This window comes from Vibrio genomosp. F6, from assembly GCF_005146325.1.
GTDB lineage: Bacteria > Pseudomonadota > Gammaproteobacteria > Enterobacterales > Vibrionaceae > Vibrio > Vibrio cortegadensis.
In genome coordinates this window covers 125,402-147,268 of sequence record NZ_SYUT01000016.1, presented here as the reverse complement: position 1 = coordinate 147,268, position 21,867 = coordinate 125,402, and the positions used below count along the sequence as shown (strand labels likewise).

Below are 21,867 nucleotides of genomic sequence, written 5' to 3'. Positions count from 1 at the left end.
ATGAGACATATTCTTTCACTATTATTAGAGAACCAACCGGGTTCATTATCTCGTGTTGTAGGGCTATTTTCGCAGCGTGGTTATAACATTGAATCACTGACGGTTTCACCAACTGATGACGAGACACTCTCTCGCCTCAACATTACCACTGAATCTGATTCATTAGAGCTTGAGCAAATTCAGAAGCAACTGCATAAACTGATAGATGTACTTAAAGTTCAAGAAATATCTGAATTTGAGCACATTGAACGTGAATTGATGATGGTGAAGGTAAAGGCGGGTGGTTTTGCTCGCGCGGAAGTTAAGCGCACCGCTGATATTTTCCGAGGGCAGATTGTTGATGTCACAGCGTCCCAATATACCGTGCAGCTAGCTGGTACAAGTGAAAAGCTTGATGCATTCATTCAAGCCATTTCTGAGGTTACCGACGTAATCGAAGTCGCTCGAAGTGGCGTAGTAGGAATTGCTCGTGGAGAGCGTGCCTTAAAAGCCTAACTATTGATCGCGGTAATTAATTGACCACTTATTGATTTGAGCCACTTATTTGAAGTGGCTTTATTGTTTTTTAAAGTATGATGGGTGGTATAATGTTTTTTCATTAATTAGTGCCGTGAAGTGTAGGAATGGTAGTGAGATATAAAAAAGAAGCGGCTGTTATTCTAGCCGTGAGTTTGTTCTTGGGATCATTATTTTCGCTTTACTATCACCAACGGGCTGATTCAATTTATACAGACACGGCAAGGCAGATCGCCAATCAAACACTTGACCAGTTAGAGTTTACTGCACGCGAATCTGAACATCTGCGTTACCAAATGAAATCAGTGGTGAGTTTACTTAGCCACAGTATTGTTTTACTGGACTATACATCCTCTCCTGAGCCTGATAAGAAGAAATTTCTCGAAGATAACTGGAAATCCATAGCGTCGAAACAGAAGTGGTTCACACAGATGGGCTCTCCTTTTATCGGATTGATTCGAATTCATGGTGTATTGGATCATTCAGATAAAGTCAGTTATTACATAGTATCGATTGTGGATATTACTGAGCGAAAAGAGTTAGAAGATAAATTCCGAAACTTAAGTGAAAGAGATGCATTAACTCAGTTATGGAATCGTCGTAAATTTGATGAAACGATAGATCATCATACGGCTCTTTTGCCGCCTGGTTCTGAAAGTAGTCAAACTTGTTTAGCCTTGATTGATATTGACCATTTTAAGCTGATTAATGATAACTCAGGACATGATGAAGGCGATCGAGTGATAAAAGTGGTGGCCTCTTTATTGGCAGAGAATGTCAGAGACTCGGACTTTGTCGCGAGAGTTGGCGGAGAGGAGTTCGCTATCATTATGCCTTGTATAGGCCTTGATAATGCGGAGTTGTTGTTAAACCGGTTACGACGATTGATTGAGGGCTCTATGGAGGCTCCTGTGACGATAAGTATCGGATATAGCAACTTTACTTTAGATAGCAGTGAAACTTATAAGAAGTCAGATATTGCACTTTATGAATCAAAAGCATTGGGTCGTAACAGAGTGACATCGGCTTAATGTAGGCTTTCTAAGCAATATTTGCTAAGTAAGACTTCCTAAGCAATACTTTGCCATTTAGCGGTGATTGGTGGTTAGACTAAAGTCTAATGCTTAACCAATTTTAGGCTAAACTTGGTAGAAGGTAAGTGGATATATTTTTGAATTGACCATGCTTCATTCAAAAATTCTTATCTTTTTGAGAAAGGATTCGTGCAGTAAAGCAAAAAATAATAAGGAAATCATACAGTCTAGTTACAGAGGCATCGTATGTTAAGCCATTTTCTAGTGAGGCTCACGATAGGTATTTTGGTGGTATTGGGTATTCAATTAAGTGCTCTCTACTTTTTACCTATGGTTTTGTTACTCAACACACACCATAAAGAATTTTTTGGATGGTGAACATTGAAGACATTAAGCAATGTTAGTAGCACTATTCATATTATTCTAAATAGCAAAAAATCGGGATTTAACCCGATTTTTTGTTTTCAGCATGGCCGCTCTTTAGCGTGTAACCGCCATCAAATTAAGCGGCGTTAATGATGGTCTCAATTTCTTTCATTGAACCAGCAAGGTGCTTATCAAGTAAATCAAGCGCTTGATCGGTGTTCTTTGCTAAAACAAGCTTCATGATCATTTCGTGTTCATCAATGTTGAATAGCTCGCTTGAGCTATCTGGGTTCGATGTCATGGCTAAGTAGCGATAGCGTTTAACTTGATTGATTAAGTCGCTGAAGAATTCAAACATATTCTTTGAGTCAGCCCCTTCTAATAGAGCGACATGAAATTGGTGATGTCTCTCTTCCCATTCCGTATAGTCAAAATGGTCTTGATTATTCTTCACACGAGAAAGCTTATGGTAAGACGTTAATACATCAAGCTCCCAGTTTTCATCTCCGGAGTTAATCGCTTTCTTCAGTAAAACAGAAGAGACGACACGTAGGCTTTCATACAAGTCATGAAGTTCGACGACGGATACAGGTGCAACCCAACAGCCTTTTTGTGGTGCTAACTTCACGTATTTGCTCCACGACAATTGAACCAGCGCTTCACGAATTGGAGATGCTCCAACATTATATTTGTCTTTTAATTCAGCAACGACCAATTTTTGGCTAGGAAGTAGCTCGCCGTTAAGAATATCTTGGCGAATCATTTGGCAAACTTTATCTGTCAGAGTTGGGCTAGACACGTTGGAACCTCATTTAATAGTCGTGTGGAGTCGAGACACGATGATAATTAATTTAACGGTACGAAGTACCAATGAGATCGATAATACAGCGTACTGATTAATTGGGCAAGTAAGATTCATAAAAAAAGAGAGCCGAAGCTCTCTTTTATATTTTTTTGATAAATACGTTGTTCTTATAGAACTTGTACAGATACTGTGTTTGTGCAAGAAGATACTAATGCACCAGATACCATTACAACGATATCGCCTTTATTACCTAAACCAGACTCAAGAGCAAGTTTCTTACCGTTGATGTAGAAGTCATCAGTGCTGTCTAGAGAATCAACAACAACAGGAGTTACACCTTTAGTAAGAACAAGCTGAGCAGCTGTCTTAGTGTTGTTTGTTAGTGCGATGATGTTTGCTGTTGGGAAGTACTTACGTACTGAACGAGCAGATTTACCACCTTCAGTTGAAACAACAATTAGCGGAGCTGCTAGTTTCTCAGCTGTATCTACAGCACTTTTACATACTGCTTCAGTGATACGTAGACGTGGGCTATCTAGACGAGAGCTTAGCTCTGCTTTTAGAGCGCCATCTGTACGGTTACAGATTTGAGCCATGATAGTTACTGCTTCAACAGGGTATTTACCTTTAGCTGTTTCGCCAGAAAGCATTACCGCATCAGTACCATCCATAACCGCGTTCGCAACGTCGCCAGCTTCAGCACGAGTTGGACGTGGGTTGCTGATCATAGAATCAAGCATTTGAGTTGCAGTGATAACCATCTTACGAGCACGGTTACACTTCTCGATCATCATTTTTTGAGCGAAGATTACTTCTTCAGCTGGGATTTCAACACCTAGATCGCCACGAGCAACCATGATGCCGTCAGAAGCTTCAAGAATAGAATCGAAGTTATCAACACCTTCTTGGTTCTCAATTTTAGAGATGATGTGGATGTTTTCGCCGCCGTTAGCGTTTAGAAGCTCACGGATTTCTTTAACGTCTTCTTCTTTACGGATGAAAGAAGCAGCAACGAAATCTACGCCTTGCTCACAACCAAACTTAAGGTCAGCTTTGTCTTTCTCAGAAAGAGCAGGAAGTTGAACAGAAACGCCAGGAAGGTTAACACCTTTGTTTTCGCCTAGAGCACCGTTGTTAAGAACTTTACACTTAACTTCAGTTTCTGTTGTTGCGATAACTTCCATTTCGATTAGGCCGTCATCAACAAGGATAGTGTTACCTGCTGTTAGGTCTTTAGCGAAACCTAGGTAAGTTACTGCTACTACGTCTTTGTTACCAACAACTGTTGCGTCAGTTGTGAAAGTGAACTCTTGACCAGCTACTAGATCTACGTCGTTACCATCTTCAAGTTTGATAGTACGGATTTCTGGACCTTTAGTATCTAAAAGGATAGCAAGTTGCTGACCTTTTGCTTCCATAACAGAACGGAAGTTCGCGATGCGAGTGCCATGTTCAGCGAAGTCACCGTGAGAGAAGTTTAGACGCATAACGTTCATGCCTGCATCTACAAGTTCAGTTAGTTTCTCTACAGATTCTGTTTTAGGGCCAATCGTACATACGATTTTGGTCTTTTTCATGGAAGGTGCTCTCCGGTAAATATAATTTAAATTGAAATTTTTGTATTGGTATCTGAAGGCTACTCGTTCAATCACTTTTCATATCAGCAATCGTCTCATCTTGAGCAGTCTTTAAAGCCATCAGATCTGAAAGTCTTTCATCAACTTTAGTCATTTTATGACCAGTTGGTCTGTCTATTTTGGCTGTTTTTTGTGACTTACTCGACTATATCGGGAGAAAGTGGCAAAAAAATGACAGCTAATTTTGTAATTTATTTTCTTTTCGGAGGCGGATTCTACCATTGAATTGATCTTATTTCACTGCTTAAGAATTGTCTTAGGACAAGGTTTTTGCGCTATTTATTAATTTTTTAGGTCGAAATAAATAGACCTTATTGTTTCGACTTGATTATAATAAGTTCTGAAACGAAACTTTTTTTAAGAGTATTAAATGTCGAAACGAAACACTCAGTTAAGAAGGCACACAATAGCCAATCTTGTAACAGAGAAAGGTGAAGTGAGTGTTGATGAGTTATCTATCAAATTTGGAACATCGGAAGTCACCATTAGAAAGGATCTTGCTTCTTTAGAGAAGAATGGTCAGCTCCTGCGTCGTTATGGTGGCGCGATTGCTTTACCAAAAGAGGTAGTGAATGATGAGTTGAGTCAAAATGTTTCGGATCGAAAGATAGCACTTGCGAGTGCCGCAGCTGAACTGATCAGAGACCATAACCGGATCGTGATAGACAGTGGTAGTACGACTGGGGCATTAATTCAGCAGCTTAATCATAAGCGCGGCCTCGTGGTTATGACTAATTCATTGAATGTTGCGAGTGCTCTCAATGAATTAGAAAGTGAACCTACACTTTTAATGACAGGCGGAACTTGGGACATGCATTCGGAATCTTTCCAAGGGCAAGTCGCTGAGTCTGTATTAAGAGCTTACGATTTTGACCAACTATTTATTGGTGCTGATGGAATCGATTTAGAGCGTGGCACGACGACATTTAATGAGTTAGTTGGGTTAAGTAAAGTCATGGCAGAAGTGTCACGTGAAGTGATTGTCATGGTGGAATCTGAAAAAGTAGGGCGAAAAATCCCGAATCTAGAGCTGTCATGGGAAAGCATTGATGTATTAATTACCGATGCTGAGCTCTCAGAAACCGATTTACAAACAATAGAATCAAATAATGTTCGAGTTATTCGAGCATAAATAAATGCAATTGATTTCTTATCGCTATACTGAATAGATTCAGTATCAATGGGTTTGATTGCCGCCGATAAGAAATAATCAAAAAATTAATAATATTGGAGACGCTTTATGTGTGGGATTGTTGGTGCAGTAGCACAGCGTGATGTAGCAGAAATTTTAGTTGAAGGTCTACGTAGGCTTGAGTACCGTGGATATGACTCTGCGGGTGTTGCTGTTGTCGACCAAGATTCTAACCTAACTCGAGTTCGTCGCTTAGGTAAAGTGAAAGAACTTGCTGCGGCAGTGGAAGAGCAAGAAGTACTTGGCGGCACTGGTATTGCACACACTCGCTGGGCAACGCATGGTGAACCTTCAGAAGTGAATGCACATCCACATGTTTCTGGTGATATTTCATTAGTACATAACGGTATTATTGAAAACCATGAAGAGTTACGTTCTCTGCTTAAAAGTCGCGGCTACGAATTCCAATCTCAAACAGACACTGAAGTTATTGCTCATTTAGTAGAGTGGGAACTGCGTACTTCTGAGACTCTTGTTGAGGCACTACAAAAGACAGCTAAGCAGCTAGATGGCGCATATGGCACCGTAGCCTTTGATCGTAAAGATCCTAGTCGTGTTGTGGTTGCTCGCTCTGGTAGCCCTATTGTTATCGGTTTTGGTGTTGGTGAAAACTTCCTTGCATCTGACCAACTTGCTCTTTTAAGTGTGACACGCCGCTTTATGTACCTAGAAGAAGGTGATGTTGCTGAAGTTACTCGTCGTGACGTTACCGTTTATGATCAGCAAGGTGAACAGGTTGAGCGTGAGATTGTTGAGTCTAATATCGAACAAGATGCTGGAGATAAAGGAAAGTTCCGCCACTTCATGCAGAAAGAGATTTTTGAGCAACCAAAAGCGCTTATTAATACGATGGAAGGACGAATCACTGATAAAGCCGTGATCACAGAAAGCATAGGTGTGAATGCGGTTGAGATCTTAAACAAAGTTGAACACGTACAGATCATCGCTTGCGGTACTTCTTACAATGCAGGTATGACGGCGCGTTACTGGTTTGAATCTCTTGCGGGTGTGAGTTGTGATGTTGAGATCGCATCAGAATTCCGTTATCGCAAATTTGTCACTCGTCCAAATAGCTTATTGATTACGCTTTCTCAGTCAGGCGAAACCGCAGACACGCTAGCTGCGCTTCGATTAGCGAAAGAAAAAGGCTACATGGGAGCTATGACGGTTTGTAACGTTGCTGGTTCATCATTAGTTCGTGAATCTGATTTTGCCTTCATGACTCGTGCTGGTGCAGAAATTGGCGTTGCATCGACCAAAGCATTCACGACTCAATTATCAGCTCTACTTATGCTTGTGACAGCCTTAGGTAAGCAAAAGAACCTGATCTGTACTGAAAAAGAAGAAGAGATTGTAAAAGCGCTGCATGAATTACCTGCTCAAATTGAAACGGCACTTTCATTCGATAAAGAAATTGAAGCGTTAGCACCAGACTTTGCCGATAAACACCACACGTTATTCTTAGGACGTGGAGAGTTTTACCCAATCGCGGTTGAAGCATCACTTAAGTTGAAAGAAATTTCTTACATTCACGCTGAAGCTTACGCTGCAGGTGAATTGAAACATGGTCCACTGGCTCTGATTGATGCGGACATGCCTGTTGTTGTTGTTGCTCCAAGTAATGAATTACTAGAGAAATTAAAATCGAATGTAGAAGAAGTGCGTGCTCGTGGCGGCCTACTGTATGTATTCGCTGATGAAGAGGCTGGTTTTGAAGCTGATGAAGGAATGAAAATTATCACAATGCCGCACGTTAGTGAGATCACCGCACCAATCTATTACACAGTGCCAATGCAACTGCTGTCGTATCACGTTGCACTGATTAAAGGTACGGATGTCGATCAACCTCGTAATTTAGCTAAAGCAGTGACGGTAGAGTAATAAACGTCATCACTTAGCATTAAAATCCTGATAGTAAATGGCGATGTGTCTTTTGGTTACATTGCCATTTTTACTCCTTTCTTTTCTCCAAAATCCATTACTACTCACAGCCAATATTCGAAAACTCGATGGCTAATAACTCGAACTACTGAAAGGCTTCTATTGGTTTTCGTTGGTATCCAGTGACGCGGAAAATAAAAAACCACTTTAATATAAAGTGGTTTAAGTTGTTATTAAGTGAACGGTAACTTATAGATCTTGAATGTTCTCAGCTTCTAGATCTTGGAAATATTTAAGCGTTTTCACTTTTAGTTCTTGCTGTGCTGGTTCATCAGCAACGATAACGGCTTTTGGATGCATTTGAAGCGCAGTAACCGTCCACATGTGGTTCACAGAGCCTTCGATAGCCATTTGAAGCGCTTGAGCCTTGTTATGACCTTGCGAGAGGATCATGACTTCTTCAGCGTCGAGTAGTGTTGCTACACCAATGGTTAATGCAAATTTTGGTACCTGATTCATATCATTATCGAAGAAGCGTGAGTTCGCGATACGAGTATCTGGCGTTAGAGTTTTGATACGAGTGCGAGAAGATAGAGAAGAACCAGGTTCATTGAATGCGATATGACCGTCGATACCAACACCACCCATGAATAGGTTGATTTTACCGTAAGAACGAATCTTTTCTTCATACTCGGCGCAGTGTGCATCCACATCTTTCGCTAGGCCGTTAAGTAGGTTGATGTTCTTTTCTTGGATGTCAACGTGATTGAAAAAGTTGTCATACATGAAAGAGCGGTAAGATTCAGGATGGTTTGGATCGATACCAACATACTCATCCATGTTGAAAGTCACAACATTTTTGAAGCTAACATCGCCAGCTTTGCAAAGGGCAATCAGCTCTTTATATGTCGCAAGAGGTGTACCACCTGTTGGTAAACCAAGAACAAATGGACGGTCTGCTGTTGGGTTGAATGCGTTGATTTTGCTTGCAATGTGACGAGCTGCCCATTTACCAACTTGTGCAGCATTATTTAGAGGAATTAGTCTCATTTGTCTTTTCCTATAGAAATAGTATTGGATGTGATTCTTAATTTTCATTATAAAATAAGATTGAAATATTGGCTAGTTTTTTCGCGATTCAAGCAATACTTTAACGATAGTAAGATTTACATTAATGCCATCATTGTGAATTTAGATAAAAATCCACCTCGTTTTTTAGCTTGGTTAAAAAAGAATGAGAGACCCGTTTGATTACGAACTATTGGTTTGTAAGCTCGCTAGGGAATCTCATCTCTTAAGATATAAGTAGGGTTCTTGTTACTAAGGGCGAACTATTGGGAAAATCTTGCAATCGTGAATGTGGTATTAAGTCGGCAGTTCTTGGATAGAGATGTTTTTAGAAGTAAGAGCCCATCAGTATCGGGCTCTTCTGAAAATACTAACTTGGAAAACTAGACATTATCGCTATTTAAGAAAAATGTAAGATATGGCCTATCAGTCGTACTTAGAATTGTTCATTCTTACTTTTGTTTAATTGGTATTCTTGAACAGCCACAATCAATTCTGGGCGATTGATAAACTTCCAAATGAAATATGGTGGAATAAGGAAGGCTATGAAATACAAAGATTCATGGAAGAAGGTATTCGCGATGATATCTTCATGACTGAAATATGCGATGCCTCCCATGATATCGAGTAGGAAACTCAATACAGCAAACGCAGTTGAAACGATTAGAGCCAAGCCCAGCAAGTCCCTTAGAAAATTTTTAGACGCTGTCATATATATTCTCCTCAATATGAACGCCAGTAAAAATACGCCTCTCATCGCTATCTTTATTTGATCTCCATCACTATTTTTTTGTAAGTAATAAGAATAGATTTTATATGCCTGTATTTACATACTGGATGGAAATTACTGCATTGAATAACATGATTTTTTAACAAAATAGCCCACTAAAATCATAGTGGGCTAATTTGCTGGTTTAAGGGTTTAAGGGTTTAAGGGTTTAAGGGTTTAAGGGTTTAAGTATCTAATTGTTATTCAAATATGCCTTTGTTGAGATATCTGTCCACCCACGGACTTTTTGTAGGTAGTTTGCCTGTGATTCGATGATTTTTCTGGCTAGAGGATCTTGGCTTGCTTGCTCTTCTAATAGTTGCTCTGTCGCTAAACGCATGGTACTCAAAACTTCAGGCGGAAAATCTCTAACTTTAATATCAGGATATTCAGCAAGCATCGAACTCCAGCTATTTGCATTTGCATCTATGGCTTGTACGTACATATCAAATGCCGCAACGCGGAAAGCGGTTTCTAAAATTATCTGTAAATCTGCTGGTAATTTATCCCACGTTTTCTTATTCACTAGGAACTGGGTTTCTGAACCTGGTTCATGCCACGCTGTATAATAGAAAGGAGCAATTTTCTGAAAGCCCATACGAAGATCAAAAGCGGGCCCAACCCACTCTAAGGCATCTATTGTTCCACGTTCAAGAGAGGTAAAGAGTTCTCCTGGTGCAATGTTGGTTGGCTTTGCTCCTACCTTTGCGAATACCTCGCCAGCAAAACCTGGAATGCGCATTTTAAGCCCTTGTAGGTCGTCGATAGATTTAATCTCTTTCTTAAACCAACCTCCCATTTGGATATCAGAGTTACCTCCTGGGAAGGAGAGTAAGTTATGCGGTGCGTACACCTCTTGCATTAGCTCCATGCCCCCACCACGATAAAACCACGCATACTGCTCTGTTGTCATCATTCCGAATGGCATTGATGAGAAGTATAGGGTGTTTGGAACCTTGCCTTTCCAATAGTAAGAGCTTGAGTGGCCTAGATCGTATTGCCCTGATTTCACCATGTCGAAAATACCCAACGGCGCTTTGTGCTTGTTTGCGGAATCAATGCGGATCTGTAAGCGGCCGTTAGACATTTCATTGGCAAGCTTCGCCATATTTTTAGTCGCATCGCCAAGGATAGGGGTATTTGGTCCCCAGGTTTCAGCGAGTTTTAATCTATAGGTTTTCTCTGCGGCATGTAGCGATAAAGAGAGTGTGGCAATCGCTGCCATAGCCATTGTTTTTAAAAGTAATAGGACTTTATTGTTAGTTTTCATTCATTCCTCTTTTCTAGCTTTAATTATTATTGGCAAAGCTAGATTCACGGGGTATGTGTGTTAGGTCAAATGAGTTATAGGTAATCTTGGGAGATAAAACTGATCGTATATTCTAGAGGTAGGAGAGAGGTGATTGGTTATATGTTGGAATATTCATATATGGATGGTTGTTAATTCTTTCTTGCTTAGTGTAGATGGTGGTTTATCGTTATTGTTTAATTGATGCTCTTATCACGTAGTTAGTTGTGATCATGCATTCGAATGTAGGAATCGCTAATGGTTCGATGCTGAATTGTGATTTGTCTTAGAGAGTCGTTCATCTTCAAAAAGCAAAAAGCAAAAAGCAAAAAGCAAAAAGCCAGAGCAGCGTAAACTGTTCTGGCTTTTCTAATTTGGTGGCCCCTCCCAGATTTGAACTGGGGACCGAACGATTATGAGTCGTGCGCTCTAACCACTGAGCTAAGGGGCCGAATAGGGGATAGATTATAGGGGATGCTGCCTAATGTGTCTAGATGCTAAATAGGGCATTTGCGCTTAGTTTTTATCCACTTAGACTAGTAGATATAAAAAAAGGTGAGCCAACGCTCACCTTTTTCAAATGTTGCTTATAAATCGTTCTATCTGCCGATTACTTTACTAACGATTACTCGTCTAAGAAGCTACGCAGTGTTTCTGAACGACTTGGGTGACGTAGTTTACGAAGTGCTTTTGCCTCGATCTGACGGATACGCTCACGAGTCACGTCAAACTGCTTACCTACTTCTTCCAAAGTATGGTCAGTGTTCATATCGATACCAAAACGCATACGCAGTACTTTAGCTTCACGAGGAGTTAAGCCAGCAAGAACGTCTTTAGTTGCGCCACGTAGGCTTGTCGCCGTTGCAGAGTCTAAAGGTAGCTCTAGAGTTGTATCCTCGATGAAATCACCTAGATGCGAATCTTCGTCGTCACCGATTGGTGTCTCCATTGAGATTGGCTCTTTAGCAATTTTCAGTACTTTGCGGATCTTGTCTTCTGGCATCTGCATGCGTTCAGCAAGCTCTTCCGGTAACGGTTCACGGCCCATCTCTTGTAGCATTTGACGCGAGATGCGGTTTAGTTTGTTGATCGTTTCGATCATGTGAACTGGAATACGGATAGTACGCGCTTGGTCAGCAATAGAACGTGTAATTGCTTGACGGATCCACCACGTTGCATAAGTCGAGAACTTATAACCACGACGGTATTCAAACTTATCAACCGCTTTCATCAGACCGATGTTACCTTCTTGGATTAGATCCAGGAACTGTAGACCACGGTTGGTGTACTTTTTAGCAATTGAGATTACTAGACGTAAGTTTGCCTCAACCATCTCTTTCTTCGCACGACGAGCTTTAGCTTCACCGATAGACATGCGACGGCTGATGTCTTTAATGCTTTGAACCGTTAACGATGTTTCACGCTCAATGATGTTCAATTTTTGAATCGAACGGCGGATTTCGTATTCGTTACGCTTCACTTTTTCTGCGTATGGTTTACCAGAAGCAAGCACTTCATCTAACCATGCTTCACTAGATTCGTTACCAGTGAATAGCGCAACAAAAGATTTCTTCGGCATTTTTCCGTATTCAACGGTTTGACGGATGATCAAACGCTCTTGAGTACGAACACGGTCCATCGACGTACGAAGTTCTTTTACTAGGTAATCAAACTTTTTAGGCGTCAGACGGAATTCGCGGAAAACGTCTTGCATCAATTCCGTGGCTTTAGCTGCTTTCGCGCTGTCAGCACCATGTTCATTGATAGCAAGTTGACGGTTTTGGTAGCTATTACGAAGATCGGTGAATTTCTCTAGAGCAAGCTCTGGATCAATACCAGTGTCTTCTTCTTCCTCGTCCTCTTCTTCTTCCTCGTTCTCGTCTTTATCTTCATCAGCTAAATCTGTTTCAGCTAACTCAGAACCGATGTGAGTCGCGGTTGGAGCCGCAGTGCCATCGTCATTTGGATCAACGAAACCAGAGATAATATCGGTAAGACGAAGTTCTTCAGCAAGGACTTTATCAAACTGTTCAAGAATGTATGGAATAGTACCTGGGTATTCAGCCACAGAGGATTGAACTTGGTAAATACCATCTTCAATACGCTTTGCAATATCGATCTCGCCTTCACGAGTCAATAGCTCAACAGTACCCATTTCACGCATATACATGCGGACTGGATCAGTTGTACGGCCAATTTCGCTCTCTACACTAGATAGTGCAGCAGCGGCAGCTTCAGCTGCATCTTCATCTGTGACAGATTCGTCATCATTCAATGCAAGATCATCAGCATCAGGAGCAGTTTCAACTACCTTGATACCCATGTCATTGATCATTTGAATAATGTCTTCTACCTGCTCTGAATCAACGATCTCTTCAGGTAGGTGGTCATTTACTTCGGCGTAGGTCAGATAGCCTTGTTCTTTGCCTTTAATGACAAGTAATTTTAGCTGTGACTGCGGACTTTGATCCATAGACGATATCCAACTTCAAGTTCTGGTGGCGGAATTAGTATGCGAAATGCAAACCACTAATATTAACAAATTTATTCACTGCTGACTAATCAATCTGGGTTACGCTTTTAAATCTAGCATTAGTGCTAGTAGCTCCCGTTTCTCTTCGGCTGATAAACCGATACTTCTTGCTTTAGCCTGCAAGTTTTCAATTTGTTTTTCTACGCATTGGGCAAGAATTTTGTCCAATGAGTCTAAGAATAGATCTTCTTGATTGTCTTCATCGAGTGGGATTTCCCAGCTCGCAAGACGAGACAGAAGTGCCTCATGTTTGTTATTGCGCCAATGTTCTAATAATTGACCCGTGCTGATATGGGGATTCCCTCGACATTTATCAAGGACTTCTATCAATAAACTTAATCCCGGTAGTGTTAATTCTATAACACTGGATAAATCCGGTACCATATCAGCATAGCTTGGATTTTGAATAAGCAAAGCAATAACTTCGCGCATTGGAGTTCGCTTGATCTCTTTATGCGGTTGAGCTGTAGGCCGATTCTGCGGTTTTTTATGGGACTTGTTTTCCATAAAAACGCCGGTGCGTTCGCCTAGAATTTTAAACAACTGAGCTTGAAGAAAATTATCAGGAACTTTTTCTATCAATGGGGTTGCTAGTGCCGCTAATGCCGCTTTTCCTTCATTATTCCCAACTTTTACCTGGCTGGTTAAGTTAGTAAATAGATATTCAGAAAGCGGCATCGCATTTTGTACTTCTTTTTCAAATGCTTCTTTACCAAATTGACGAATATAGCTATCTGGGTCTTCACCATCTGGTAAAAACAGGAACTTTAAAACATTGCCACTTTTAAGATAGCTTAGCGCATTCTCTAGTGCTCGCCATGCGGCTTCTCGGCCTGCTCTGTCACCATCGTAGCAACATACCACAGTGCTCGTTTGTCTAAACAGCATTTGAAGGTGATCACCTGTGGTCGATGTGCCAAGCGATGCGACGGAATAATCAACCCCGTATTGCGCTAAGGCGACCACATCCATGTAACCTTCCACAACAAGAACTTGTGGTGGTTCTCGGTAGGCTTGAAGCACTTCATAAAGGCCATAGAGCTCTTTACCTTTATGGAATATAGGTGTTTCTGGTGAGTTAAGGTATTTCGGTGTTCCATCTCCAATGACTCGGCCACCAAATCCAATTACGCGCCCACGGCGATCTCTAATTGGAAACATCACGCGGCCTCGGAAGCGGTCGTAGCGATTACCGTTGTCATTTTCGATTAACATGCCACCAGTCACGAGCATCTCTTGTGCGTCTTTCTGCTGGCCGAAGTTTTTCCTTACTGCATCCCATTCATCAGCGACAAACCCGATACCAAACTTTTGTACAATCTCACCGGATAGACCGCGATCTTTAAGATACTCAATCGCATGTTTGTTTGCTGATTGTTTTAATTGAGAGCGATAAAATTGGCTAATGCTGCCCATTAAATCGTATAAATTGCGCTTTTGCTCTGTGTTGGCTCTTGGCCCCGATGAAACACTGCCATTACGCTCTTCCCTTGGAACATCAAGGCTCAAGTAAGAGGCGAGCTCTTCAATCGCTTCAACAAACTCTAAGCGTTCAAACTCCATGATGAAATCAATGGCGTTGCCATGAACACCGCAACCAAAGCAGTGATAGAACTGTTTTTCTTGGCTAACACTGAAAGAGGGGGTCTTTTCATTATGGAAAGGGCAACATGCCCCGTAGTTCTTGCCTTTTTTCTTAAGTTTTACGCGTGCATCGACGATATCGACAATATCGAGACGAGCGAGGAGGTCATCAATGAAACTACGCGGGATGTGTCCTGACATAAAACCTAAAATAAATAAGTGATGAAAGAAGAATTAAATCATTATTTGTAAACGAAAGATGAGAGCTTGCTCGGTTTAAAAATAAAGACTTCAGATACAAACAAGCCGTGCCTTCCAATGGATAGCACGGCTTGTTGCAATATAGCGCTGGATATTAAGCGAGTTTAGAACGAACTAAACCACTTACTTTACCCATGTCTGCACGCCCTTGAATTTGTGGTTTCAAGATAGCCATCACTTTACCCATGTCTTGCATGCCCGCAGGTGTCGATTCTGCAATTGCGCTTTCAACAAGAGCAACAACTTCATCTTCAGTTAGCGGTTGAGGCATAAAGCCTTCAAGTACAGTAATTTCTACTTGTTCCACGTCAGCAAGATCTTGACGACCCGCTGATTCATATTGAGCAACAGAATCGCGACGTTGTTTAACCATTTTTACCAGCACAGCAAGAATGTCTTCGTCGGTCAGAGTGATCTGCTCGTCGACTTCACGTTGCTTAATTGCTGAAAGGGCTAAACGAATAGTGCCAAGGCGCGGTTTGTCCTTGGCTTTCATCGCTAAAATTTGCTCTTTTTTGAGTTGTTCAATCAGAGCCATAACTCAGTCCTTATGGATTAAGTTATTAGTACAGGCGAACGCGACGTGCGTTTTCGCGAGCTAGCTTCTTAGCGTGACGCTTTTGAGCTGCTGCTTTAGCGCGTTTGCGAACTGTAGTTGGTTTTTCGTAATGCTCACGACGACGCACTTCAGAAAGGATACCTGCTTTTTCACAAGAGCGCTTGAAACGACGTAGTGCAACGTCGAACGGTTCGTTTTCACGTACTTTAACTATTGGCATATGCCTTTCACCTCAGGGGTTATTCATTATCGCTGGTTACTCATTTCCAAATCAGAGAAGTTGCCCATTAAGCTAACTCTCTATGTTGTTTGGTCTCTAACCAGCTTGATCAAAAATGGTGCGGAATTTTAATCCGATCACAGTGGCTTTGTAAAGCACTTTGTCGATTATAGTCTGTGCAAAATTTGTTTGAGAAGCCTCAACAAGGTAATATTGCGCTAATTTCCGATTTAAGACAAAGCGTGCTGAGAAAAATATGCGAATTATTGGTATCGAAACCTCTTGTGATGAAACAGGTATCGCTATTTATGACGATGAGAAAGGGCTGCTTTCTCACCAATTATATAGCCAAGTAAAGCTGCATGCTGATTATGGCGGTGTCGTACCTGAGCTAGCTTCTAGAGACCATGTAAAGAAGACCATCCCACTGATTAAAGCGGCGCTTGCTGAAGCTAATTTAACTAAAGATGATATCGATGGCGTTGCGTATACCGCAGGGCCTGGTTTAGTTGGTGCTTTATTGGTTGGTGCGACAATCGGTCGTAGCATGGCGTATGCGTGGGATGTTCCGGCTATTCCTGTTCATCATATGGAAGGGCACCTGCTTGCACCAATGCTAGAAGATACCCCACCACCGTTTCCTTTTGTTGCGTTGCTCGTTTCAGGCGGTCACACAATGATTGTTGAAGTGAAAGGGATTGGTGAATATAAAATTCTTGGTGAATCGATTGATGATGCGGCGGGTGAAGCGTTTGATAAAACCGCGAAACTCATGGGATTAGATTACCCAGGCGGTCCTCTGCTTTCTCGATTAGCTGAGAAAGGGACGCCGGGTCGTTTCAAATTCCCACGTCCAATGACAGATCGCCCTGGTTTAGACATGAGCTTTTCTGGTTTGAAGACATTTGCGGCAAACACGATTCGAGCAAATGACGACGATGACCAAACCCGCGCTGATATTGCATACGCCTTTCAGGAAGCGGTATGTGCGACCTTAGCAATAAAATGCAAGCGAGCTTTGATTGAAACGGGTATGAAGCGCATTGTCATTGCCGGTGGCGTGAGTGCGAATAAACAGCTAAGAGCAGAGTTAGAAGCACTGGCGAAAAAAATGGGCGGGGCGGTGTACTACCCTCGTACGGAATTTTGTACCGATAATGGTGCCATGATCGCTTATGCAGGTATGCAGCGTTTGAAAAATGGTGAAGTAGCCGATTTAGCCGTTCAGGCAACTCCTCGCTGGCCAATCGATCAACTTGAACCTGTAAAATAAGAGTCACTCTATTCATGAGTCATTACACGGTCGCTTTATCGCGGCCGTTTTATTTAGTGCTCAGGACTGTTTTATTTGGTGCTTAGAGAGGTTTCCGTAAAATATGAACGGGTTCCTTTAATACATGAGCTGATTCTCGTCAAACAGATGATAGTATTAACGTTTATAAAATAATAACAATGGATGAAATGATGAAAACATTTGCTGTAGATGGCCGCACCATGACCTACCAAGATGAAGGGCAAGGACCGGTGCTTCTTATGGGACATAGTTACCTATGGGATAGCAAAATGTGGGCACCTCAAGTTGAGGCATTGAGCCAATCTTATCGTTGCATTGTGCCGGATCTTTGGGCGCATGGCGGGTCTGAATTTGCCCCTCAATCTACACGTAACTTAACGGATTACGCGAAGCAATTGTTAGCGTTAATGGATCACCTCGAAATAGATGAGTTCTCTGTTGTTGGGTTATCCGTAGGCGGAATGTGGGGCGCTGAATTAACGGCTCTGGCCCCATCGCGAGTAAAATCGCTAGTGATGATGGATACCTTTGTCGGGTTAGAGCCTGAGGTGACGCATAAAAAATATTTCACAATGTTAGATGCGATTACTCAGTTGAAACTGGTTCCTCAGCCAGTATTAGACTTAGTGGTACCGATGTTCTTCTCTAAGAACGTAAAACAGACATCTCCAGCTTTAGTTGAAAATTTTTCGACTTATCTGCAATCCTTAAAAGGTGAACAAGCAGAAGAAGTATCACGTATGGGACGAATGATTTTTGGTCGCAGGGATTTGATTGAAGAGGTGGAAACTTTTGCTCTACCAACACTGATTGCGGTTGGTGCGGAAGATTCCCCAAGAACGCCTTTGGAATCTTACTTGATGAATGATGTGATTACTGGCAGTGAATTGGTCGTGATCCCCGCCGCTGGGCATATCAGTAATTTGGAACAACCTGGCTTTGTGACCGATATGCTGAAAACATTTTTGGCGAAAGTTCACCAATAGTAAGGTTTACCTACAGTAAATTTATTGCCGATTGAGTTGATATTGCCGATTGAGTCAATATCAATTCAAGGTACTTAAAGGTCTCAGTGAACTTAATGGTGATTGCACTATTGAGCGACAGAGGCCTTTTTTATTGATTAGACGATATTTTCTTCTCGCCAAACTTAGGTTCATTACCCTCAAGTAAACGACGAATGTTTTGATGGTGTCGTAACACAATCAAGCAGCAGAGCATGGCAACGGGTAGGGTGTAGTGAGGCTTTACGAGCCAAGTATAAAAAGGCGCTAACAGAACGGTAATGATGGCAGCTAAAGAAGAGTAGCGAAATAGAAAAGCGATCACTAACCATGTCAGCATGATCATGCCAGTAAGATCCAGTCCTATTGGCGCAATGGCACCTAATGCGGTCGCGACCCCTTTACCACCTTGAAAGTGAAAAAAGATGGGATACATGTGACCTAAACAGGCGGCAATCGCGACGACCCCTAATAATATAGGGTCAATGTTTAAGAAATACCCACCCCATACCGGGATCGTTCCTTTAAGCATATCGCAAATTAATACGGCAAATGCCGCGCCTTTGCCTCCAATTCTTAAAACATTGGTCGCCCCAGGGTTATTTGAGCCGACTCCCCTTGGATCCGGTAATCGTAAAAGACGGCAGATCAGCACGGCACTCGATATCGAGCCTAACAGATAGGCGGCAATAATCATGATGAGAGCCAAAGAAGTCATAGTGGTCCTTAAGGAGGGGAAATTAATGCTCAATCAAAGAGTAATTGATATCATATCCTGAATGGCAATAATAATACGATTTTTTACCCGCTTAGGGTATCCGACCTCTAAAGGGACAGTAAATGACATTGGATAAAGTTTTTATCGAGCAATTAGAAGTAATCACAACCATCGGTGTTTATGATTGGGAACAAGAAATAAAACAGAAGCTAGTTCTTGATATTGAAATGGCTCACGACAACCGCCCTGCGGGTAAAAGTGATGATGTAGTTGATGCTCTGGATTATTCAAAAGTGAGTACCGCAGTGTTGGAGCATATAGAAGGTGGGCGTTTTCTACTGGTTGAACGCGTTGCAGAAGAGATTGCGGAATTAATTATGTCTCGCTTTTCAGTGCCTTGGGTTAAAATCCGTTTAGCGAAACCTGGAGCTGTACCACAAGCAAAATCTGTTGGTGTTGTGATAGAGCGAGGCGCGGCATGAACACCGTGTATGTTGGTGTCGGAACCAACATAGAACGAGATAAGCATGCCCAAGCGGCATGGGATGAGCTTGCTCTTCTAGGGGAACAACTACGCTCATCGCCAGTATATGAGTGCGAACCTGTTGGTTTTGATAGCCACGCTTTTTACAACTTTGTCATTGAGCTAAAAACGGATCGCTCTTTAACTGAATTCTCACTTTTGCTTCGTCAAATCGAGCTAAAATGGGGGCGTTTAGAGAATGCTCATAAATATCAAGATCGTAATTTGGATCTTGATATCGTGTTGTTTGGTGATGTGATTTCTCAATCTTCACCAGAGTTGCCGCGCAGTGATATTTTTAAATATCCATTCGTTACCCAGCCGCTTTATGATTTATGCCCAGAGAAGGTCATCCCTTCTGACGGGCGAAGCGTGGCACAAATCTATCAACAGATGGATAACCTCGATTCATTGCAAGCTGTAAGTCTATGTTTTAACCAAGACTTCAAATAAAACCAAAGGTCTAAGGCCTAATAATAAGAGTAAAAAATGAGTTATATAGAAGCGTTTATTTTGGCACTCATTCAGGGCTTAACTGAATTCTTACCGATCTCTAGTTCAGCCCACTTGATTTTACCATCGGCCATTTTGGGTTGGGAAGATCAAGGTTTAGCGTTTGATGTTGCTGTTCATGTGGGAACTCTAGCGGCCGTAGTGATCTACTTTAGAAAAGAGGTCGTGACACTGTTTGGTGCACTATTTGGATCCATCTTCAAAGGCGATCGCAGTAAAGAGGCGAAACTGGCTTGGATGATCGTACTTGCGACGATCCCTGCTTGTGTCTTTGGTTTATTGATGAAAGACATTGTTGAACTTTACTTACGCAGTGCGTGGGTAATTGCGACTACCACGATTATTTTTGGCTTATTATTGTGGTGGGTTGATAAGAACTCATCGCTGGCTGATGATGAATACCAAGCTGGTTGGAAAAAAGCCTTGTTTATTGGTATTGCTCAAGCAATGGCGATTATTCCTGGAACGTCTCGCTCAGGTGCGACCATCACCGCCGCGCTGTATTTAGGTTTTACTCGTGAGGCTGCCGCGCGTTTCTCATTCTTAATGTCGATTCCAATCATCGCTCTTGCTGGTGGCTATCTAGGGCTTAAGCTTGTCATTAGTGGCGATCCGGTTCATGTCGGTTTCTTGTTGACGGGGATTGTCACGTCATTCATTAGTGCCTATATCTGTATTCATTTCTTCCTAAAGCTCATTTCACGCATGGGTATGATGCCGTTCGTTATCTATCGCTTACTACTTGGTGGTGGTTTGATAGCATTTTTGCTGATGAACTAGAGAGCTACTCAAGCATCTAAAAAAGGCTCACGATTAATCGTGAGCCTTTTTTATAGTCAGACGATTGAGGCGATGGTTTCTACTCTTCTTTTTTCCATCTCATTTCTGATCTGTTCACCTTGAAAGCCGTCAGCGATGATTGATTGCACTTGAACGGTGAGGGCTTGGCGATAAGCCTTTTCAAAACGATCTCGTTGAGGGTATGGATTCTCTTCACACCCTTTCCGACCTGCGTGATCCGCTTGGCAACAGATGAGAATATCATTGAGTCTTTCAGGTTTGCGCCAGACATCAAACTTATTAAGGATCTTCAATATCGTTGCTGGCTTAAGCTCCATCGCGCGGTGAATATTGGTATGTTGTTCGCATACTAAAAGGGCAAGATCTTTAAATTCATTAGGAATTCGAACCCGATCTGACAGCGATTGGATGAGCTTGATACCCGTATGACAATGCATTTTGTGGCTCGGCCATTCGCTTTCAGGCGTCACGCCTTTGCCTAAATCGTGCAGTTGAGCGGCGAGGCGTACGGGTAACGACGGGCTGAGTATAGCGGCCTGTTGTGCGACCATTAAAGTATGAATGCCAGTGTCTATTTCTGGGTGCCACTTCTCAGGCTGGGGAACGCCAAATAAAGCGTCAATTTCAGGCAATACCGCTGCCAATGCACCGCATTCTCTTAGAGTCGAAAGAAAGACTTCAGGGTTCTGAGTGCTGAGTGATTTATGCCACTCTTGCCAAACTCTTTCTGGTGTCAAGTGTGCAAGCTCACCAGAACGGACAATATCTCTCATTAAGTTGAGAGTCTCATCGGCAACTCGAAAACCAAGGTGAGCCAGTTTTGCCGCAAAGCGTGCGACTCTTAATACTCTGAGAGGATCTTCAACGAAAGCGTGAGAAACATGGCGAAGAATGCGGTTGTTGAGATCATCCTTACCGCCGTAAGGATCGATAAGATCACCATTTTGGGCTTGAGCTATCGCATTGATTGTCAGATCGCGGCGTTGTAGATCGTCCTCTAAAGAGACATCTGGTGAAAAGTGGCATTCGAATCCAGTATATCCAGCTGATGTTTTTCTTTCCGTTCGAGCAAGAGCATGTTCCTGCTTAGTTTTGGGATGCAAAAAGACAGGGAAATCTTTACCTACGGGTGTATAACCTTGTTTGATCATCTCTTCTGGGCTCGAACCAACCACCACCCAATCTTGATCATAAACGTCAATATTCAACAATCGATCGCGAACTGCGCCGCCAACTAAGTAAACTTGCACGTATTACCTCTAATTTTTTCAGATGCTGTTGGACATTGTAGCAAGCAATGG

At 42.1% G+C, this 21,867-nt stretch carries 20 protein-coding genes and 1 tRNA gene; 9 read left to right on the top strand and 12 right to left on the bottom strand.

From position 1 onward, the window contains the following. Positions 1-495 carry an acetolactate synthase small subunit gene (gene ilvN / locus FCV43_RS05025; protein WP_017051132.1) on the top strand — a complete coding sequence of 165 codons (495 nt, stop codon included), beginning with the start codon at positions 1-3 and terminating at the stop codon, positions 493-495. A gap of 134 nt (positions 496-629) precedes the next feature. Then, complete coding sequence (locus FCV43_RS05020) at positions 630-1,547, top strand: sensor domain-containing diguanylate cyclase (protein ID WP_170961605.1); 918 nt, start codon at positions 630-632, stop codon at positions 1,545-1,547. Positions 1,548-2,052: 505 nt separating this feature from the next. Here the strand turns inward: FCV43_RS05020 and FCV43_RS05015 are convergent. Further along, positions 2,053-2,715: a GntR family transcriptional regulator gene (locus FCV43_RS05015; protein WP_017051130.1), complete on the bottom strand. Its 663-nt coding sequence runs from the start codon at positions 2,713-2,715 to the stop codon at positions 2,053-2,055. 173 nt (positions 2,716-2,888) lie between these two features. Beyond that, positions 2,889-4,298 carry a pyruvate kinase PykF gene (gene pykF / locus FCV43_RS05010; protein WP_017051129.1) on the bottom strand — a complete coding sequence of 470 codons (1,410 nt, stop codon included), beginning with the start codon at positions 4,296-4,298 and terminating at the stop codon, positions 2,889-2,891. A 430-nt stretch (positions 4,299-4,728) separates the two neighbouring features. Here pykF and FCV43_RS05005 point away from each other — a divergent pair, with 430 nt between their 5' ends. After that, complete coding sequence (locus tag FCV43_RS05005) at positions 4,729-5,490, top strand: DeoR/GlpR family DNA-binding transcription regulator (protein WP_136994188.1); 762 nt, start codon at positions 4,729-4,731, stop codon at positions 5,488-5,490. Positions 5,491-5,598: 108 nt separating this feature from the next. Continuing rightward, complete coding sequence (gene glmS / locus FCV43_RS05000; protein ID WP_136994187.1) at positions 5,599-7,431, top strand: glutamine--fructose-6-phosphate transaminase (isomerizing); 1,833 nt, start codon at positions 5,599-5,601, stop codon at positions 7,429-7,431. Positions 7,432-7,680: 249 nt separating this feature from the next. Here the strand turns inward: glmS and nagB are convergent, their stop codons facing one another. From nagB to rpsU, 8 genes are all read right to left on the bottom strand, one after another. Continuing rightward, on the bottom strand, positions 7,681-8,481 hold the full coding sequence (gene nagB / locus FCV43_RS04995) for a glucosamine-6-phosphate deaminase (protein WP_017051126.1): 801 nt from the start codon (positions 8,479-8,481) through the stop codon (positions 7,681-7,683). A gap of 454 nt (positions 8,482-8,935) precedes the next feature. Then, the gene (locus tag FCV43_RS04990; protein ID WP_136994186.1) at positions 8,936-9,211 is read right to left on the bottom strand and encodes a D-fructose-6-phosphate amidotransferase; all 276 of its coding nucleotides are present in this window, start codon (positions 9,209-9,211) and stop codon (positions 8,936-8,938) included. 250 nt (positions 9,212-9,461) lie between these two features. Continuing rightward, positions 9,462-10,499, bottom strand: coding sequence for a TRAP transporter substrate-binding protein (locus tag FCV43_RS04985; RefSeq protein WP_240697130.1), 1,038 nt, complete (start codon positions 10,497-10,499; stop codon positions 9,462-9,464). A gap of 432 nt (positions 10,500-10,931) precedes the next feature. Beyond that, positions 10,932-11,007 (bottom strand) — tRNA-Ile (locus FCV43_RS04980). A gap of 174 nt (positions 11,008-11,181) precedes the next feature. Next, entirely contained in the window at positions 11,182-13,029 is a 1,848-nt protein-coding gene (gene rpoD, locus FCV43_RS04975; RefSeq protein ID WP_017051123.1) for an RNA polymerase sigma factor RpoD, read from the bottom strand. Between the two features lie 99 nt (positions 13,030-13,128). Beyond that, a complete protein-coding gene (dnaG, locus tag FCV43_RS04970; RefSeq protein WP_017051122.1) occupies positions 13,129-14,874 on the bottom strand; it encodes a DNA primase in 1,746 nt (581 codons plus the stop codon). Between the two features lie 154 nt (positions 14,875-15,028). Next, positions 15,029-15,472, bottom strand: coding sequence for a GatB/YqeY domain-containing protein (locus FCV43_RS04965; protein WP_017051121.1), 444 nt, complete (start codon positions 15,470-15,472; stop codon positions 15,029-15,031). A gap of 25 nt (positions 15,473-15,497) precedes the next feature. Next, positions 15,498-15,713 carry a 30S ribosomal protein S21 gene (gene rpsU / locus FCV43_RS04960; protein WP_004396009.1) on the bottom strand — a complete coding sequence of 72 codons (216 nt, stop codon included), beginning with the start codon at positions 15,711-15,713 and terminating at the stop codon, positions 15,498-15,500. A gap of 256 nt (positions 15,714-15,969) precedes the next feature. On the opposite strand from rpsU, the gene tsaD reads away from it, so the two are divergent. Continuing rightward, positions 15,970-16,986, top strand: coding sequence for a tRNA (adenosine(37)-N6)-threonylcarbamoyltransferase complex transferase subunit TsaD (gene tsaD, locus FCV43_RS04955; RefSeq protein WP_136994185.1), 1,017 nt, complete (start codon positions 15,970-15,972; stop codon positions 16,984-16,986). A 191-nt stretch (positions 16,987-17,177) separates the two neighbouring features. Continuing rightward, positions 17,178-17,993, top strand: a complete 816-nt coding sequence (locus tag FCV43_RS04950; RefSeq protein WP_136994184.1) for an alpha/beta fold hydrolase — start codon at positions 17,178-17,180, stop codon at positions 17,991-17,993. A gap of 130 nt (positions 17,994-18,123) precedes the next feature. Here FCV43_RS04950 and plsY read toward each other — a convergent pair whose 3' ends face one another. Then, positions 18,124-18,729 carry a glycerol-3-phosphate 1-O-acyltransferase PlsY gene (gene plsY / locus FCV43_RS04945; RefSeq protein WP_113799506.1) on the bottom strand — a complete coding sequence of 202 codons (606 nt, stop codon included), beginning with the start codon at positions 18,727-18,729 and terminating at the stop codon, positions 18,124-18,126. A 122-nt stretch (positions 18,730-18,851) separates the two neighbouring features. Between plsY and folB the strand changes: the two genes are divergently transcribed. The 3 genes from folB to FCV43_RS04930 are packed head-to-tail and all read left to right on the top strand — an operon-like array spanning position 18,852 to position 20,545. Next, positions 18,852-19,211 (top strand): bifunctional dihydroneopterin aldolase/7,8-dihydroneopterin epimerase, encoded by a 360-nt coding sequence (gene folB, locus FCV43_RS04940; protein ID WP_017051117.1) that lies wholly within the window; start codon positions 18,852-18,854, stop codon positions 19,209-19,211. After that, the gene (gene folK / locus FCV43_RS04935; protein WP_136994183.1) at positions 19,208-19,705 is read left to right on the top strand and encodes a 2-amino-4-hydroxy-6-hydroxymethyldihydropteridine diphosphokinase; all 498 of its coding nucleotides are present in this window, start codon (positions 19,208-19,210) and stop codon (positions 19,703-19,705) included. Before folB ends, folK begins: the two co-directional genes overlap by 4 nt. Positions 19,706-19,741: 36 nt before the next feature. Beyond that, the gene (locus FCV43_RS04930; protein ID WP_017051115.1) at positions 19,742-20,545 is read left to right on the top strand and encodes an undecaprenyl-diphosphate phosphatase; all 804 of its coding nucleotides are present in this window, start codon (positions 19,742-19,744) and stop codon (positions 20,543-20,545) included. Between the two features lie 56 nt (positions 20,546-20,601). Here FCV43_RS04930 and FCV43_RS04925 read toward each other — a convergent pair whose 3' ends face one another. Next, entirely contained in the window at positions 20,602-21,816 is a 1,215-nt protein-coding gene (locus tag FCV43_RS04925; RefSeq protein WP_136994182.1) for a multifunctional CCA addition/repair protein, read from the bottom strand. Between the last annotated feature and the right edge of the window lie 51 nt (positions 21,817-21,867).